The sequence below is a fragment of the Ktedonobacter racemifer DSM 44963 genome, from assembly GCF_000178855.1.
Taxonomy (GTDB): Bacteria; Chloroflexota; Ktedonobacteria; order Ktedonobacterales; family Ktedonobacteraceae; genus Ktedonobacter; species Ktedonobacter racemifer.
Genome location: NZ_ADVG01000001.1, coordinates 3,435,133 through 3,451,841, shown reverse-complemented (window position 1 = coordinate 3,451,841; position 16,709 = coordinate 3,435,133). Strand labels below are relative to the sequence as shown.

Annotated in this window: 14 protein-coding genes; 11 read left to right on the top strand and 3 right to left on the bottom strand. The window is 54.6% G+C overall.

Going from position 1 to position 16,709, the window contains the following annotated elements:
* The first annotated feature begins 16 nt into the window (after positions 1 to 16).
* Positions 17 to 748, top strand: coding sequence for a hypothetical protein (locus KRAC_RS75910; protein ID WP_007908203.1), 732 nt, complete (start codon positions 17 to 19; stop codon positions 746 to 748).
* Between the two features lie 232 nt (positions 749 to 980).
* Here the strand turns inward: KRAC_RS75910 and KRAC_RS14610 are convergent, their stop codons facing one another.
* A complete protein-coding gene (locus KRAC_RS14610) occupies positions 981 to 1,730 on the bottom strand; it encodes a glycosyltransferase family 2 protein (protein WP_007908201.1) in 750 nt (249 codons plus the stop codon).
* A 115-nt stretch (positions 1,731 to 1,845) separates the two neighbouring features.
* On the opposite strand from KRAC_RS14610, the gene KRAC_RS14605 reads away from it, so the two are divergent.
* From KRAC_RS14605 to KRAC_RS14590, 4 genes are all read left to right on the top strand, one after another.
* Positions 1,846 to 2,073, top strand: coding sequence for a hypothetical protein (locus tag KRAC_RS14605; protein ID WP_007908199.1), 228 nt, complete (start codon positions 1,846 to 1,848; stop codon positions 2,071 to 2,073).
* Positions 2,074 to 2,244: 171 nt separating this feature from the next.
* On the top strand, positions 2,245 to 2,727 hold the full coding sequence (gene ruvX / locus KRAC_RS14600) for a Holliday junction resolvase RuvX (RefSeq protein ID WP_040442546.1): 483 nt from the start codon (positions 2,245 to 2,247) through the stop codon (positions 2,725 to 2,727).
* Entirely contained in the window at positions 2,724 to 3,854 is a 1,131-nt protein-coding gene (gene mltG / locus KRAC_RS14595; protein ID WP_007908196.1) for an endolytic transglycosylase MltG, read from the top strand. Before ruvX ends, mltG begins: the two co-directional genes overlap by 4 nt.
* 270 nt (positions 3,855 to 4,124) lie before the next feature.
* Entirely contained in the window at positions 4,125 to 5,036 is a 912-nt protein-coding gene (locus KRAC_RS14590; RefSeq protein ID WP_007908194.1) for an undecaprenyl-diphosphate phosphatase, read from the top strand.
* Between the two features lie 100 nt (positions 5,037 to 5,136).
* Here the strand turns inward: KRAC_RS14590 and fmt are convergent, their stop codons facing one another.
* Positions 5,137 to 6,114 carry a methionyl-tRNA formyltransferase gene (gene fmt / locus KRAC_RS14585; protein ID WP_007908192.1) on the bottom strand — a complete coding sequence of 326 codons (978 nt, stop codon included), beginning with the start codon at positions 6,112 to 6,114 and terminating at the stop codon, positions 5,137 to 5,139.
* Between the two features lie 290 nt (positions 6,115 to 6,404).
* Here fmt and KRAC_RS14580 point away from each other — a divergent pair, with 290 nt between their 5' ends.
* The 5 genes from KRAC_RS14580 (at position 6,405) to KRAC_RS14560 (ending at position 14,692) form a co-directional block, all read left to right on the top strand.
* Complete coding sequence (locus tag KRAC_RS14580; RefSeq protein WP_007908189.1) at positions 6,405 to 8,549, top strand: tetratricopeptide repeat protein; 2,145 nt, start codon at positions 6,405 to 6,407, stop codon at positions 8,547 to 8,549.
* Between the two features lie 141 nt (positions 8,550 to 8,690).
* Complete coding sequence (locus KRAC_RS14575; protein WP_007908187.1) at positions 8,691 to 10,343, top strand: spermidine synthase; 1,653 nt, start codon at positions 8,691 to 8,693, stop codon at positions 10,341 to 10,343.
* 367 nt (positions 10,344 to 10,710) lie between these two features.
* Complete coding sequence (locus KRAC_RS14570; RefSeq protein ID WP_007908186.1) at positions 10,711 to 11,991, top strand: M16 family metallopeptidase; 1,281 nt, start codon at positions 10,711 to 10,713, stop codon at positions 11,989 to 11,991.
* A 93-nt stretch (positions 11,992 to 12,084) separates the two neighbouring features.
* Positions 12,085 to 12,960, top strand: coding sequence for a sugar nucleotide-binding protein (locus KRAC_RS14565; RefSeq protein ID WP_007908181.1), 876 nt, complete (start codon positions 12,085 to 12,087; stop codon positions 12,958 to 12,960).
* Between the two features lie 328 nt (positions 12,961 to 13,288).
* Positions 13,289 to 14,692, top strand: a complete 1,404-nt coding sequence (locus KRAC_RS14560; RefSeq protein ID WP_007908180.1) for an RNA-guided endonuclease InsQ/TnpB family protein — start codon at positions 13,289 to 13,291, stop codon at positions 14,690 to 14,692.
* Between the two features lie 28 nt (positions 14,693 to 14,720).
* Here KRAC_RS14560 and KRAC_RS14555 read toward each other — a convergent pair whose 3' ends face one another.
* On the bottom strand, positions 14,721 to 15,953 hold the full coding sequence (locus KRAC_RS14555) for a PQQ-dependent sugar dehydrogenase (protein WP_007908179.1): 1,233 nt from the start codon (positions 15,951 to 15,953) through the stop codon (positions 14,721 to 14,723).
* A 438-nt stretch (positions 15,954 to 16,391) separates the two neighbouring features.
* Here KRAC_RS14555 and KRAC_RS14550 point away from each other — a divergent pair, with 438 nt between their 5' ends.
* Complete coding sequence (locus KRAC_RS14550) at positions 16,392 to 16,679, top strand: hypothetical protein (protein ID WP_007908178.1); 288 nt, start codon at positions 16,392 to 16,394, stop codon at positions 16,677 to 16,679.
* Positions 16,680 to 16,709 lie beyond the last annotated feature (30 nt).

The following is a 16,709-nucleotide window of genomic DNA, read 5'->3' as shown; positions in this document are numbered from 1 at the left end:
CGGGAGCGGCTCGGCAGTGGGGGCGACCTCGCTGGGAGGCAGCAATGGCAGTGACTGGCTATTTGCTGAAGGGCATACGGGCACGGGCTTCCAGCAATATCTGGTGCTGGCCAACTTCACCACCAGCTCTGCCCAGGCACTTATCAAGCTGGAGTATACCAACGGAACGGTGCAGAATGTGCCAGTGACGGTGAATGCGCAGAGCCAGCTGTACTTTGACGTGAATAACGCCTATAGCCATCCGGTGTCCGGCTGTGGCTGTACTCCCACAGGAGATGTATCGGCAGAGGTGACCTCCTCGACCGCCTCGATTGTGGCGGAGCGTATGATGTACTTCAAGTATGGTACGATTCCCGGCATAACTGATGTCGTGGGTGAGGCCGGGCCGTCGAGCCACGCGGTGTACAGCTTCTCGGAAGGCTACACGGGGGGCACGTTCAACGAATGGTTGACCTTGCAAAACCCGAACAATAAGTCCGAAGTGGTGGCGGTTACCTTCTTCGCGGATAAAACCGTGATTTCAAAGGAGATTACCTTGCCAGCGACAAGTCGGACAACGATTAATGTGAATAGTATCATTGTTCCAATCGCCACCGCCTATCCAGTGAATGTCAATGGCTCGGATGGTTTCGCGGTATCAATGACGGTGCAAGCCTTTAGCGGCACTATCATCGTAGAGCGCCCACTGTACTTTAAGTACAATGGCATCCCCGGCGGCAACGATGTCATAGGTTATACCGGCAACTAAACGTTACCTGTATCATACCGTGGGGAGGAGTAACCAGTCCGGTTACTCCTCCTTTTTTTAAGGTAACCCGATGTGCAAATTATTTGTGTAGGAGGTGTGGTGCAGGCACGAGCCGTCACGCCAAAAAGTTGTCCTGGTAGTGGTGTGGCTGGTTGCTGACTTGCGGTCAGCAACCAGCCACACCACTACCAGGACACATCTCGCCATAATAGATTTAAAAGTGTAATGTTAACTATGATTTTTGAGCGGCAATTGGTTCTGGCTCCTCTATAGCCGGAGCAGGCACCTGGAATGGTTTGCTGAAACGACGACGTAGCAACATTGCCAGGGCAGGCCAGCCATCTTTCCAGGGGGCCAGCTTCTTTTCTTGGCGGGGATGATAGCTGATAGGCACTTCGAGAATAGTATAGCCAGCCTGTAAAAGGCAGGAGGTAATTTCTGGCTCAATCTCAAAGCGACGTCCTTCCATAGGCAGTGCTTTCGCAGCTTCTTTAGGAAACATCTTATAGCAGGTTTCCATATCGTGAATGTGGCTACCAAAAAGGATGTTAGTGATTGTTGTAAGGAAGCGGTTTCCCCAGCGTGTAGTAAACTTTTGCCCTGAGAAATCGCGATAACCATACACCGCAATTTTGTTTAGACCCTGGGTACACCCCTCTTCCCACTTGCGCACCAGGGATGGAAGATCCAGCGGATCATATTCCATATCCGCATCCTGAATGGTTACCATATCACCAGTGACCAGGCCAAACCCTGTGCGCAAGCCAGCACCCTTACCCTGATTATGCTCATGACGTACATAAATATATCTATCATACGGCTCTTGCTGTCGTAGCTCCTGTAAAATACTCCAGGTGCGATCTGTGGAGGCATCGTCTACTACGATAATTTCAAGATCAAGCGGCGCTTTGGTGAGCAGCTCCAGGATGGTAGAGACAGTCTTCTCTTCGTTATAGACGGGTACTATGACTGATAAACGCATAAAATAGAGCCTCTCTTCTTTTGCAAAGGGTACAAAATTAGATAATCTGGTGTAAAAACGTATGGGATTAAAAATAGCAACACAAGGCACTTTCTATACCTGAATAGTACTATCTATGAAAGGCTACGACCAGCCACAAAATTTCCATATTGATGCCAATCAGCCAGACTTGTACATCGTGCCCGCCAGCACCCAACTCAAGAGTAGCTTCTCGCACTATCGTCTCATCCACCAGGAACTAACTTATCGCGGGCCTGGCCCCGTCTGCACCGTGTTTACAAAATCGCGAACCTGGTTCAGTATCATCGTAGTGCGCGATGACTCATCCCAAGATTCGGGATGAGTCACGGGTGAGTTTACAAGACGAGATAGAAGTGAAGAGATGACTTTTGCGAGCCTCCTGGTGGTAAATCTTGGGTGAAAGTAGACAAAGCGAAGCCAGGTTCGCTAGAATGCAATAAAGAGGGTCTGGTAGGCTGGTAGTGTTCGTACAATTTTTGGGAAGGGGATGTTCATGGGGAGATTACTCGCATTAGACGTAGGCGAAGCCAGAATAGGAGTTGCAGCGTGTGACGCAACTGGTTTTCTGGCTTCACCGTATACCACTATATATGTTACTCGGGATGAGGCGCAGACCTGGGATGCGATTGAGCGGTTGATCGCAGAGACCGATGCAGAGGGCCTGGTGATTGGACTACCGGTAAGCCTGGATGGTCAGATACATGCCCAGGGCGAGCGGATCATGGCCTTTGTAGAGCGTTTAAAAGCCCATATCGCCGTTCCGGTTACCTTCTGGGATGAGCGCCTCTCAACGGTAGAGGCCGAACGCCTACGCACACAGCAGGGGGGAAGAAAGTCGAAGCATACCGGAGGGCGCCAGCACTCTCAGGGGAAACGTCGACGTCCAGGACACGAGATCGATGCCCTGGCGGCGGCCGTGTTTCTCCAGGAGTACCTGGATGTACAAAAGAGTAGCACAAAAGAGGAATACGAATGATAAAACGACCGAAGAAATCACGTGCTGGTCTTATCTCAGTGCTGGTGGTTGCGGTGGTGATATTTGTCGTCAGTCTCGTGGCCTGGAACACTTTTACCTCTGTTTTTCAACCGGCAGACTCCAAGAATAACAAAACGGTGGCCCTGGAAATTCGCCCGGGCGAGAGCACGGCTGAAATCGCCAACGACCTGCAAAACAAGGGTTTGATTCGCAATGCGCTCGTCTTTCGTATCTGGGCGCGTGTGCGTGGCCTGGATAATCAGTTGCAGGCGGGTGTGTATAAAAAGCTGACACCTGATATGACGGTGGACTCGATTATCAACCAACTCTTGCGGGCCCAGCCGGACGCTGTTGCGGTCGTGGTGCCTGAGGGCTGGCGTCTCGAACAGGTCGCCAATGCCTATGCGCAATCGCAACCCACGCTCTCAAATTTTAAGAAGGACGACTTCCTGAAGTATGCTAGAGATATCAACGCCTTTGATGCCTATGTGCAGGGTAAGTACAAAATGTCCGCGCGGGATAAGTATCCCATCTTAAAATCGATTCCGAACGGGAAAGGGATGGAGGGCTTCCTCTTTCCTGCCAGCTACCAGGTTGACCTTAAATCTGATGCGGGTGACGCTATCGGCTTGATGCTGACAACTATGAACGACGTCGTAAAACAGAATAACCTGGAGGCGCTGGCTCAACAGCATAAGATGAGCCTGTATGATATGGTCAACCTGGCCGCCGTTGTCGAGCGTGAGACGGGTCATGCCTCTGATCGCGCGGATGTAGGCAGCGTTTACTGGAACCGCATCTACCGTCCTAATGATGAGACCAATGGGAAGTTGCAGGCCGATCCCACGGTTCAGTATGCGCGTGATAGTGATCAAACGCCTACGAAGTACTGGCTGCCGCTCAATACGGTCGGGGGAGATACGGCCTCTAATAGCCCGTACAATACCTATAATACGGCGGGCCTGCCTCCCACGCCCATTTGTAGCCCTGGCCTGGCCAGCATGAAGGCCGTTGCCAATCCCAAACAGACCGACTACTATTACTTTATCGCGGATAAAGATGGCAAATCGCATTTTGCGAAGACATACGCAGAGTTCCAGCAATTGGAGTCCCAGTACGGCGGCTAAGCATCGCGCATTGTAGGGGCCATGCTAGCATGGCCTCTTCCCGTGCCCTATCGCGTTTTCCCGGGAGAGGAGTCCAAGCCAGCTTGGACCCTACAACTCGTTGATCCCGTGTGCGACATATTTCGGGTTGATGGTGTGATGTCCCTTGGCGGCCGCAGGCCGCCAAGGGACATCACACCTCCTACCTGGGCGTGCGCCGCAGGCGCGAGGCGTCACGCCAAGCATACATACATTGAGTTAGTTACAGTAATGAGAGAGATATAGTTATTTATGAATATAACAATCTGGCAGACGATTGTTCTGGCGCTATTACAAGGCGTAACTGAGTTATTTCCGATTAGCAGTCTGGGGCATACAGTTCTTGTGCCGGGCCTACTGGGCTGGGGCAATATGGCGACCGACACGGCATGTGGTGGTGATAGTTGTTTTGTTCCATTGATTACGGCGCTGCACCTGGGAACAAGCATCGCTCTCTTACTCTATTTCTGGCGCGACTGGTTGCAGGTAGGCAGGACGCTGGTGGTGACAGCCAAAGACTGGAAGAGTGTGCGTAAAGGCACACCGGAGTGGGTAAGCTGGCTGATCATTGTTGGCACCATTCCCGCAGGTCTCCTGGGTGTGCTGCTGGATCATTTTCTCAAGCGTATTTTTGCCTCACCTTTGCTCGCCGCTGCATTTCTGGTGCTTAATGGTGCGATCTTGTTCCTGGGCGAGGCCATGCGGCGTAGCTCGGCCGCGAAGTTTTCGGCACTGCCGCCGCGCGAACGCGAGAAGCAGTTTCGCCACCTGGACTCGCTCTCCTTCAAAGAGGCTCTGGCGGTCGGATCCGCGCAGGCCCTGGCCTTGATTCCGGGCTTTTCGCGTTCCGGTATGACGATTGTAGGAGGCCTGGCGGTGCGCCTGAAGCACGAGGATGCGGCGCGCTTTTCCTTCTTGTTGGGGACACCTATCATTCTGGCGGCTGCGGCTCTGGAGGTACCTAAACTGCTGCACCTGCCAGCCTCGACGCTGCTGATGGTGCTCTTTGGCGCGGTCCTCTCTGGGATCGCGGCCTTCGTGAGCACCAGGTTCCTACTCAAGTACTTTGAAACTGGTCGTCTTGATCCCTTTGCCTATTACTGCATGGGAGCTGGCCTCATTATGCTGATCCTGTTCTTTACCGTCCTGCCAGGGCGGGCATAAAAAAGGATTGTGGTGTGGCACAGTAACCCGCTACTTGCGTACGCAAGTAGCGGGTTACTGTGCCACACCACAATCGAGTGAGCGCCGCAGGCGCGAGGAGTCAGTTGCCGAGTGGCTGTTCTGAGATCTGGCTATAACCACGGAGAAATTCTTCAGTGGTCATGGCCTTTTTTCCCTCTAGCTGTAGGCGTTGTACCTGTAGGAGGCCTGAGCCGGTCGCGACCACCAGTACCTTCTGTCCTGCATGTTCGCGAACGAGGGCGGTACCCGGCGCGACCACTGTAGCGAGCTGGCGATCCAGTGGGCGAGCTGTCAGAATCTTGAGCAGCTTGCCTTTCCACGTGGTATAGGCGCTGGGCCATGGCTGGTAGGCGCGAACCTGGCGTGAGATGGCGCCCGCCGAGCGCTCCCACTGGATACGGCCATCCTCTTTCTTCAGCATACGCGTATGCGTCGCGTGCTCCTCATCCTGGGGTTCAGGCGTGATTTTTCCCTGAATCCAGAGCGGAAGGGCCTCTAAAAGCGCCTCGGCCCCCTGGTCTGCGAGTCTGGGGGTGAGTGTTCCCGTGGTCTCGTCTTCGGCCAGAGTCAGCGTGCGCCTGAGCAGGACGGGGCCGGTATCGATACCCGCATCCAGGAGCATAATGGAGACGCCGCTCTCAGCATCGCCCTGGAGAATACATTCAGCGATAGGGTCGGCTCCTCGATACTTGGGGAGGAGCGAAGCATGGACGTTGAGCGTTCCATAGTGTGGCTGATCCAGCACATTTTGTGGTAGAATCTGCCCGAAGGCGGCCACAATGTAGAGGTCGGCCTTGTAAGCGGCGAGCGCCTCACTATTTTCGGCTTTCTTAAAAGAGCCTGGCTGCCATACGGGCAGGTCATGCTCTACGGCGGTCTGTTTTACAGGGGAGTAGACGATGCCGCGCCCGCGCCCGGCTGGTTTATCAGGCCGGGTGATAACGGTCACGATCTCGTAACCTTCAGGGAGAAGCGCTCCTGGCTTTGAATGCTGGATTAAGGCTTCCAGGGCAGGGACAGCAAATTGTGGTGTTCCCATATAGATGATGCGTAACAAGTCTTACCCCTCTACTACAACTCTTGCTAGATAGCGTTTATCCTTGTATTATGGTATGTATCTTGTTGTGTTTCGCGTCGCTAAGGTCATGTTGTGGCGGTATGTACAGTCCTGTTTTCCCGTGTGCCACTTCTGGCATGCAAGAAAGACTCTCTTATAGTAGCATATTCAGGCTATTTTATCACTCTTATCCGTTGATAGGGTTATGCTACATTTGCATTTGACTCATCATTAGTATTTTGTCGTTTCTAGCGTGGGAGGAAGCGTCACCTATTTTTATGGAGCCGCCCGTGAATAATGAGTATTCGTTGCAACAGCCCCCGGGCCAGATTGCGCCATCTGCCACCCCGCGTGATTTCGCGGCCATGCGGCAGCATCAGCCATCCCAGTTGCCCTTTGGCATTAACGCGACCATGCCGCCTCCCACAGACGCACAGCATATCATGCAGCGCGTTGATGAAGTAACGACTCTTCAGCGTATGTTGATGGATCCAAACACGAGTTCTGTGATCGTGACTGGTAATCCTGGAGCAGGAAAGTCTACCCTGGCTGCCCTGCTTTTTCAGCGTCTGCTGCAAGCGCGCAATGCTGGTCAGTCCGCGCCCTCGCGCCTGGTCTGGCTTGAGATTAGCCCCTACACTACGGTCCCAGATATGCTCGCGGCAATATTGAATGGTATCGATGCAGGTGACCCCGGCCTCTTTCTGCTCAAACCAGAGCAACAGATGCAGCGTCTATTGGATGCCTTGCGCGATCCGCGCAAGAATGCCCTCGTTGTGCTCGATCAGTTTGAGGCGCTGCTCTACCCCGACGACATTCAGCCGGGGGTGGCGGCTCGGGGCGCGCTTCCCTTCTTTCTCGCTCTCTTACAGCAGGACCTGGGCGCCAGTCGCCTGCTGCTGACGAGCTATAGCTCACCTTTTGATGAATATGCCGAGAATACACGCGTACGCTCCTGCCTGATCTCGCGCATCAGCATCCCGGAGGGCATAGCCCTGTTGCAACAGCGGGGTGTGCGTGGCTCTCCTGAAGAGCTCTCCCTGGTCTGGCAGCGCTGTAGTGGCCATGTATTTGCCCTGGCCCTCTTTGGCGCCTTGCTCAACCTGAGTGGTATATCGCTGAGCTACTTCCTGAACTCAGACGATTATCAGCCTATGTGGGCGGGCGATGTGACCTCGCACCTGTGCGCCGCCGTGTACCACTTTCTCAATCCCATTCAGGCTCAGCTTATGCACGCGCTCTGTCTCTATCACGAGTCTGTGCCTCTGTCTGGAATCCTGACGACAATTACAGGTGAGAAGGCTTCTGGTGGACAGACGATGACCGTGTTTGAGCATGAGCTGAATATGCTTGTGCAGTACTCGCTGGTCCAGCGGACGTATAACGCGGAGCGTATGCCACTCTTTATCCTACATCCGCTGCTACGCCACTACGGCGTAGAGCATTATCTCGATACTCCCGAGCAGCGCACGGCTGGCAGCACCAGCGCAACGGGTCTGCGCCTGGCTCCCAACTTCGGTGATACCCCTCAACAGAACGACTCGTTACAGGCGGCCCTCTCGCAGGCGCATATGCAGGCCGCTGCTTACTACCTGCACTTAGCCCGCGAGACGGCTCCCCCCCAGGAGCAGCGCCAGACGCTTGGCGATGTCGAGCCATTTATCGCGGCCGCACGCCATTACTGCATGGCCTGGCGCTGGCAGCGTGCGTGCGACCTCATTTTCGCCGAACACTTGCATGAGACGATGGTGCAACTCGGGGCCTGGAATACGCTGATCGGGCTGTATACGACCTTGCTGCCCCCTCTGGGCGTCATTGCACGCCAGGATCAGGGCCTGGTCGCTAGTTATAATGGCATGCTGTATGGGCGCCTGGGCGATTATCAACAGAGCATAAGCTTCTTTAGCCAGGCGCTGGAAATCCAGAAACAGATGGGAGACCAGCAGGGAACCATCGCGACCCTGGTGAATCAGGGCGAGATGCTGCGCCTGCAAGGTGATTTAGAGCAGTCGTACGCGAGCTTTGAGCAGGCATATGTGCTTAACGAGCAGGTGCAGGATCAGCAATTGCAGTGCGCCATCTACCATAACCTGGGCTTGCTCTATCATTCTGCCAGGGATTTTGAGCTGGCGTGCAACTACTATGTAGATGCCTTAAAGTTAACTGACGAGTCCTCGTCCTTGAATAAAGGGATGATTTTGACGAACCTGGGTATGCTGCTCTATCAGCAGAAGCAGGTGCGCGAAGGGATTGCCATTCTGCTCGCTGCACTAAGCCTGCGTCAGCGCATCCATGATCCCGCGGTAGTCTCTCTAGAGAAGTTTCTCCACGCTATTGAAACAAAGCTGGGTCCTGAGCACTATCAGCACCTCTGCCAGGAGGCGTTGGAACTCCAACAAGAGGTGTTCTCACGCTTTGTTCTCCTCAATATCTAAACCTGAGTGGAAGCTGAGAAAATTTGACAAGGGATCTTTTGCTCGCTAAAGTAGGGGTAACCTGGTTGCCAGTTGCCAGGCTTGTGCTGGTTGCCTGTCAATTACTGCCTAAAAAGTAAGAGAAAGAGAGTTTGTCGCGCTATGTCGTCTACTGCTGAGTCTGATTCGCGTGCCACAACCATGGCGGAGAAAGCGGCTCCCCCTGGAAATGGACAGCGTGTACAGGATTGGTTTTTGATCCTGCTGGTATTTGTCTCTGGTGCCGTCTCCCTGGCGGTAGAGCTGTCGGCTTCGCGCTTGCTGGCTCCTTACTTTGGGACGTCGCTGTTTGTCTGGGCAAATGTGATCGGCATGATTTTGCTGTACCTGACTGTTGGCTACTATGTTGGTGGCCGTATCGCCGACCGTTATCCCCGCTCATCCGTGCTTTACGGTATGACCGCTGCCGCGGCCCTGCTGATTGCTGCGATTCCTGCATGCTCACGCCCAATTTTGCAGTGGGCCTTGACCTCCTTCTCCTCCTATTCTATTGGTGTCTTTTATGGCTCATTGCTCTCGGTCATTCTCCTGTTCGCTCTGCCCACGATTCTGCTGGGGTGTGTCTCGCCCTTTGCCATTCGCCTGCGTATCGAACAGGTTGGCACATCTGGACGTATCGCTGGTGTGCTCTATGCGATTTCGACCGCGGGTAGTATTGTGGGAACGTTCCTGCCCGTCCTGGTCTTGATTCCAACCTATGGCACATACGCGACCTTCCTGATCTTCGCGGGCCTGTTACTGGTTGTCTCACTGATTGGCTTACTTTTTTTCACGGGCGGGAAGCCGAGCCTTCCCAAAAGTAATAAGCGTTTTTTTTTACTGTTGCTGATTCTCGTCTGGTTACTGACAGGAGTGCTCGGAACACACGGCTCCATTAAACCCGCCAGTGGCACGGGTGATGGGGGGCGTCTCCTGGAGGAGCATGAATCGGCATATAATTATATTCAAGTGGTGCGCGCGGGCGATGAGACCCAGCTAGTGCTCAATGAGGGTCTGGGCATTCACTCCATTTACAACCCGCATGCGGTGCTGACGCAGGGGCCGTGGGACTACTTTATGGCGGCCCCCTACTTCAATAATCCACCATTTACACCCGACCAGGTTAAGCGGGTCGGCATTATTGGCCTGGGTGCGGGGACCTCCGCGCGCGAGTTTACCGCCGCCTATGGCCCCATCCCAATTGATGGCGTTGAGATAGACAGCAAAATCGTGGAGATGGGCCGCAAATACTTCCATATGAACGAGCCCAACTTGCACGTGGTGGTTCAGGATGGGCGCTATTTCTTAAGCACGACGCAGAATAAATATGATGTGATTGGCATTGATGCCTACCAGCAGCCCTATATTCCCTTCCAGCTAGTTACGACGGAGTTCTTCCGCGAAGTACGCTCTCATCTCTCCTCGACCGGCGTAGCGGTCATCAATGTGGGACGCACAAGCGAGGATTATCGTATGGTCGATGCCATGGCGCAAAATATGAAGACCATTTTCCCCAACGTCTACATTATTGATACCCAGCGTTTCTCTAATAGCTTGATTATCGCGACCAACGCGCCGACGAAGTTCGAGAACTTCCGCAATAACACAAATGAGCTGACCAATCCCCTGCTTCAGCAGGTGGCGAACACGGCTCTGCGCTACGGCAGTATGCGCGAGCAGTTGCAGTCGCATGTCTTCTTCACCGACGATCTCTCGCCCGTTGAGCAAATGACCGACCAGGTTATCTTTGGCGAGGTCAACCGCTTACAGAAGTAGATAGGGTTGAATAAAAAAGTGCCAGCGACACATCGCTGGCACTTTTTTATTCAACCTTACTGCATAGAGCCTTCGCGCCTGCGGCGCTCAGGGGGTAAGGTGGTGTGCGTGTAAAAACGGCTTTGCCGTTTTTACACGCACACCACCTTACCTGGAGATTTGTGCAGCGAGGCAAGAGGTGGAAGAGGCAGGGGAGACCACCTTACCCGGAGGCTCGTGTAGGGAGCTGAGGTAAGAGGCGGAAGAGGTTGAAAAGGCCTGTGTTTGCGCAGGGCCGCGCGCTATTTGTTCAGTGTTGTGATATACTAACCATTGTTTCTCTTTGCTAGCTTCGCTATTCCTTGCCCAGAAAGGATAAAGATATATTATGAGTAGTGAACAGCTACCCCAGAATTACTATTTCCATAAGCTGCCCAATGGGATTGAGCTGATTGGGCAGTATATGCCCAGCTTGAGCTCGACCACGCTGGGCTTTCAGTTTGATGCCGCGGTTATCCATGAGCCAGCGGATAAGCCAGGCCTGGCGCATCTCTTTGAGTATATGCTCTTTCAAGGTACGAAGCCGCATGATGCCCGTGCGCTCAATGAAGCATTTGAGTCGCTGGGAGCGCGCAAAGGCGCAAGCACAGGGTTGGAGACCAGCCAGGTGTGGGCGCAGATTGTGCATACCAAGCTTGATGCCACGCTGGAGCTCTTGCGCGAGGTCATACTCCAGCCTACCTTCCCGCGTAATGAGCTGGACCAGATGCGCAATATCGTGCTTCAGGAGATTCGCCGTCGCGACGATGAGCCGATGAGCCGCATCTTTGAGTTGGTGCGCTCAAACTTCTATCATGGCTCTCCCCTGGGACGCCCTATGCTTGGTAGCGATGATACGGTGCGGGCCTTACAGCGCCAGGATTTGCTGAACTTCTGGCAGGAGCGCTATCAGCCCAATAACATGCTCTTTGCCATCGCGGGCAAGTTTGATTGGGAGCATGTGGTGGCGAAGCTTGAGGAGCTGTTTGGCTCCTGGCAAGGCAACGCACAGGCCTTGACGTTGCAGAAGCCGCAGCCGAGCAATAGCATTGCGCTGGAGCACCAGGAAGGCAAACAAGAGCATATCGCCATGATGGTCCCCTTTCCCAACTACATGGATGAGGATTATTATGCCGCCCAGGTGCTGAGCGAAGTGCTGGGTGGTGGCATGGCCTCGCGTCTCTTTGTCGAGGTGCGTGAGAAGCGTGGCCTGGTTTATGGCGTCTCCGCGGGCCTGGCTGGCAATAAGCAGGTTGGCGTGCTGCGTGTCTATGCAGGCACCACGCCCGAGCAGGCCAACGAGTGCTTGAAGGTCATCGTCGATGAACTGCGCAAGCTAGAGCAGGATGGGATTACCTCCGATGAGTTGGAGCGCGCCAAGATTCAGCTTAAGAGCGAACTGGTAATGCGCGGCGAGGGCTCTGGCTCACGCATGGGCGCGATCAGCCGCTCCTGGTGGTATGAGCGCAAGTTTAAGACGATCTCGGAGGTCAAGGAGGCGATTGACGGCGTGACTCAGGAGCAGGTGCTCAAGGTATTGCGCCGCTTCTCGCCGCTAAGTCCACTCACTGTAGCCGCGATTGGCCCCTTGCAGCATGACGAACTGGTTGGCGACACACTCTCCTTCTAGTATGTGGCCCGACGCTGCTCAAGCACGCGTCTACATATCATGGTACGTCATATGTAGACGCGTGCTTGAGCAGCGGTAGAAACAGGATTTTTTATGAGAATACCGCAACGCCTCTTGCTGCTCGGCTCCAGTGGCTATCTTGGGCGTACGCTGACGACCCTAATGCAGGAGCAGCCAGTAACCCTGTTCCCTACCTATCGCACCACAACTCTCTTTCCTCAAGCGTTGCGCTATGATTTCTGGCGCGATGACCTGGCAGACTTCGTGCGTGAGCAGAAAATAGACGCGGTGATCATAGCGGCTAACATGGCGTACGAGGCCGTGGACCCTCTTTTCGATGGAAAGCTCTATCGGCGCCGGGTGAACCAACTGGTTCAGGCCTGTATGCATTGTCGTTTTATCTATATCTCCAGTGATGGTATCTTTGATGGGCGGCAGGGGGCGTACACAGAGAGTGATCCTCCCCATCCAACGACTCCTTACGGCCAGAATCTCCACTTTTTTGAAGAGCGTGTGCGCGAGTTTTGCGAGAACTACTGTATCATTCGCCCCAGTTACCTGTACGGCTACTCGCTTGGTGAACTGGATCGTCGCTTGCGGCGTGTGCGTGAGGGGTTATTGCAGGGCGAGCATTTTGAGTATTTTGACGATATGCTGAAGAGCCCCCTGGATGTAAACCAGGCCGCTCAGGCCATTGTTCAGCTTGCGCTCTCCAATTTTGTGGGTATTGTGCATGTCGCGGGTAAGCCTATGAGTGTCTATCACTTCTACCAGGCCGCGATGCAGGCCTTAGGAGTTCCTGTTGAGCATCTGCATCCCATCTCGATGCCGCCCGAGACCTATCTGCCGCGTGATACCACGCTACAGACGCGCCTGATGAAGGGGTTAACGGGGATAGAGCCGTTAGAGATTGCGGAGGCGTTGACGCGCTACGCCCCCGTCTCCCTCAAGCCTCTGGAGGAGGCGTAAGCGCTCCATGTTGTAGGGTCCATGCTGGCATGGACTCCCGAGCGAAGCGATCTCCCAGCGTTTGGGTATCGGTCTGCGGGCCGGGCGAGTCCATGCCAGCATGGACCCTACCGTTTATCAAACCGGCCCGTAAAACCCCTGGCTTGAGCCATGGGGATACAAGGGCCGTTCCTTGTGGGAGTGGCTTGGGTGGTTGGGACAACAAAGAAAAGCGAGGGCTTGACAGAAAAGCGAGGCTTCTGTATACTGCTTCTTGAAATCCTGTTCTATACCTGTAACAAGATCTCAGCACCGAAGTGAGCAGAAATGCCGTGAGAGGAGGGGATACATGGAAGACGCGAGGGAGACACCAGAGCGACAGCCAGATGAGACAGCGTTGCCGGTGCGCGTCAAAGCCTCTGTCTATCGCCTGTATCCCACCCGCAAGCAAGAAGGCACCCTTCTCTGGACGCTTCGGCGCTGTAAAGAGCTCTACAATGCGAGCCTGGAAGAACGCACCGCCGCCTACAAAATGGCAGGCGTCTCGGTCTCCTATGGCATGCAATCCGAGCAATTGCCTCAGCTCAAAGAGGAGCGTCCCGAGTATCAGGAGATCTATTCCCAGGTCCAACAGGATGTATTGAGACGCCTCGATAAAGCCATGAAGGCCTTCTTTCGGCGCGTTGATGAGGGGCAACCCCCAGGCTATCCACGCTATAAATCCAACGCTCGCTATCGCTCCTTCACCTATCCACAGAGTGGCTATGAGATCATCGGCGCCCTCACGTCCCATGACACCAAGAAGAAGAAAACCTGTCGGTTGAAGCTCTCGAAGATCGGGCATCTCAAGATGGTGATGCATCGACCCATCAAAGGCACCATCAAAGGCTGCACCATCAAACACGATGGCGACCAATGGTATGCGGTTTTCAGCGTGGAGCAGGCCATTGGTGCAACGCCGGTGCATCCCTCCACGAAGACGGTGGGCATTGATATGGGCATTACCTCCTATGCCACGCTCTCCACAGGCGAACAGATCGCCAATCCGCGCATCTACCGTTCCACCGAGCAGCAGATCAAGGAGGCCCATCGCAGGCTCTCTCGGCGTAAGCGGGGCAGTCATCGACGCGCCCGAGCCAAGCGTGCCTTGACGCGACTCTACCGCAAGGTGCGTCATCGTCGACAGGACTTCCTGCATAAGGCGTCGCGCCAGTTGGTCAATCAGTATGGGATGCTGGTGTTTGAAGCGTTGCAGATCCCCAATATGACGGCAAGACCCAAACTCAAACCTGCGGAAGCCCCTGCACCTCTGCAGGGGAGCAACAGTGGCACGGCAGCGGCGGTGACGCACTATCTGCCCAATGGAGCGGCAGCCAAAGGTGGCCTCAACAAGAGTATCCTGGATGCGGCCTGGGGTCGGTTCATCACACTGTGTGCCTGCAAAGCGGAAGAGGCTGGCGGCATGGTGGTGAAGGTGGCGCCCCAGCAAACGAGTCAGCTGTGCAGTGGCTGCGGGGTCCTGGTCCCCAAAGACCTCTCGGTGCGATGGCATTCCTGTCCCACGTGTGGGGCTGAGTTAGATCGCGATGAGAATGCCGCTCTCAACATCCTGCGCCGCTATGAGCTGCACGGACCCATTCGCGAACGCAAGAAACGCAAAGCCACCAGGAAGGTGGTCGGGGCGGGAAGCGCCCCACAGAGATCGGTTCCCTCCAAGGAGGGTGCCGACCACTGTCGAAGCCCCCGCCTTTAGGCGTGGGGTACTTCACGTGTGTACTGTGCTAGCCCGCGTACCAGATGCGATAAATGGTCCCGTCTTTATCATCGCTGACATACAGCGCGTGATCGGGTCCTACTGCGAGGCCTACAGGGCGACCTGAGGCATCGTTCCCCTTGAGCCAGCCTGTGGCAAAATCTTGCGCCATGCCTGCGACCTGCCCATGGGCGGTCAGGGGGATAAAGACCATCTTGTAGCCTGTGGGAACGCTGCGGTTCCAGGAGCCATGGAAGGCAACGAAAAGGCCCTGGTACTGCTGGGGAAAAAACCTGACTCCCTGGGTGCTCTGGCCCTGCTGTTGAGCGTCATAGAAAGCCAGCCCAAGCGGGGCAGAGTGCGCCTGCATTCTGACCAGGGGCTGTGTTACCCCTTTACAGGAATCTGAATTGCCCAGGTCGGGATCAATAATATTTCCCGCGTGACAATAGGGCCATCCGTAATTTGCTCCATCGACCAGGTGGTACACCGTTTCAGGCGGAATGTTATCCCCAAGCAGGTCGCGCCCGTTATTGGTGACCCAGATCTGCTGGTTCCAGGGATTGATGCTCATACCAACAGCGTTGCGCAACCCCTTAGCGTAGAGGCGTCCATTGCTCCCGTCCAGGTTGTAGCGCCAGACGGTGGCGCGCTGTGGATTCTGCTCCACGCAATCGTTACAGGTTGAGCCGATAGAGACATAGAGATAGTTATCGGGTCCAACCAGCACTGTGCGCGTGGAGTGGTTGCCGCCAACTGGCAGATTGGGCACGATTACCTTGCGCTCAGTGACCTTGTAGTCTTTGTCGAGGGTAAAGCGCGTGACACGTGAGCCCTCGCCCACGTAGAGCTGCCCAGCGTGGAAATCCAGGCTGGTGGGGTCGTCGAGTCCACTGACGACGACGATGCGCTCGCTGGCCTTTCCGCTGTGGTCGCGATCAGGGAGGGCGATGATACTTTTGGCATAGCGCTCCGCGACAAAGAGCGTGCCATCGGGGCTAAAGGTAATCATACGCGGTCCCGAGAGGCCGCTATAAAAGGCACTGGCATGAAAGCCAGGTGGCAGCGTGAGCGGCACCGTCGCGGCATCGCCACCGACATAGCGTGTGCCGATAGCGAGGGAAGTAATCGTGCGCCACTTGCTGGCGAGTATCCCTCCGCCGATGAGCAGGAGAATTAATACAACGATGAGTGCGATATGCCAGGGCCTGAGGCCGCTCCGCTTCTCGGCCGCTGGCGAGTTTTTTTCACTGGTATCCATGTGTTATGCCTCTCTTCTTCGCCTTTTGTTATGTCTTATTTTGTCTCATCATGTTTTTGATTATAGGGAGGCAGCTGTATATCTGCAAGCTGTTCCTCACGTTTATCCCCGAAAGGTCCGGTATGCTGGTAAAGGTCCAATCGTGCAGTATTTGGAGGATAGGAAGCGTTTATCGTCTATCTGAAGAGACGATAAAAACTGGCACTCAGCAAGCGCAGGCTCACTTTCCACGCACACCCTACCCCTGAGCGCCGCAGGCGCGAAGACCCTCATGAAAAGGAGAGAAAAGCGCGCTCACCTCCATTATTGGTAGTTTGCTTGACACTGAGATGAAGGCATGTGACAATGAGCATCCAATCCGTGGAGGGATGTAAGGCGAGCTGATGAGAGAGCCTGGTTTGCGCTTTGTGCAGGATGCAAAGGTTGGTATATGCAGAGATGAGAAATAATTATTATGATCCTACCCGCACGCTGATTGTACCCTGTCCTAACTGTGGGGCACGTCCCCAGGCGCGTGTCTGGTCGAATGTTCCATTAGAGCAGGTACGTATCTATGGCTCTGGTCGCCAGCCCAATATGTGGGGAGCCTCGCCCCTTTTCCCTCTGGTGTGTAGTCGCTGTGGATTGGTGCAATTGTTTACTGATCCACGCAATTTTCAAGCAGAGACCGATATCCCGGTGAAAGAAGATACGTATACTTCCGCACTGGGTAGCGATCCAGATTAGCCTGGTCAGAGTAGACTAAAAAGAGAGACC

Bases quoted from the DNA above. Each gene is read 5' to 3' on its own strand.
- KRAC_RS14560 (WP_007908180.1), top strand. From the start codon at position 13,289: ATGGAAGACGCGAGGGAGACACCAGAGCGACAGCCAGATGAGACAGCG.
- KRAC_RS14555 (WP_007908179.1), bottom strand. From the start codon at position 15,953: ATGGATACCAGTGAAAAAAACTCGCCAGCGGCCGAGAAGCGGAGCGGC.
- KRAC_RS14570 (WP_007908186.1), top strand. From the start codon at position 10,711: ATGAGTAGTGAACAGCTACCCCAGAATTACTATTTCCATAAGCTGCCC.
- KRAC_RS14550 (WP_007908178.1), top strand. From the start codon at position 16,392: ATGAGAAATAATTATTATGATCCTACCCGCACGCTGATTGTACCCTGT.
- KRAC_RS14605 (WP_007908199.1), top strand. From the start codon at position 1,846: ATGAAAGGCTACGACCAGCCACAAAATTTCCATATTGATGCCAATCAG.
- KRAC_RS14590 (WP_007908194.1), top strand. From the start codon at position 4,125: ATGAATATAACAATCTGGCAGACGATTGTTCTGGCGCTATTACAAGGC.
- KRAC_RS14575 (WP_007908187.1), top strand. From the start codon at position 8,691: ATGTCGTCTACTGCTGAGTCTGATTCGCGTGCCACAACCATGGCGGAG.
- ruvX (WP_040442546.1), top strand. From the start codon at position 2,245: ATGGGGAGATTACTCGCATTAGACGTAGGCGAAGCCAGAATAGGAGTT.
- KRAC_RS14610 (WP_007908201.1), bottom strand. From the start codon at position 1,730: ATGCGTTTATCAGTCATAGTACCCGTCTATAACGAAGAGAAGACTGTC.
- KRAC_RS14565 (WP_007908181.1), top strand. From the start codon at position 12,085: ATGAGAATACCGCAACGCCTCTTGCTGCTCGGCTCCAGTGGCTATCTT.
- mltG (WP_007908196.1), top strand. From the start codon at position 2,724: ATGATAAAACGACCGAAGAAATCACGTGCTGGTCTTATCTCAGTGCTG.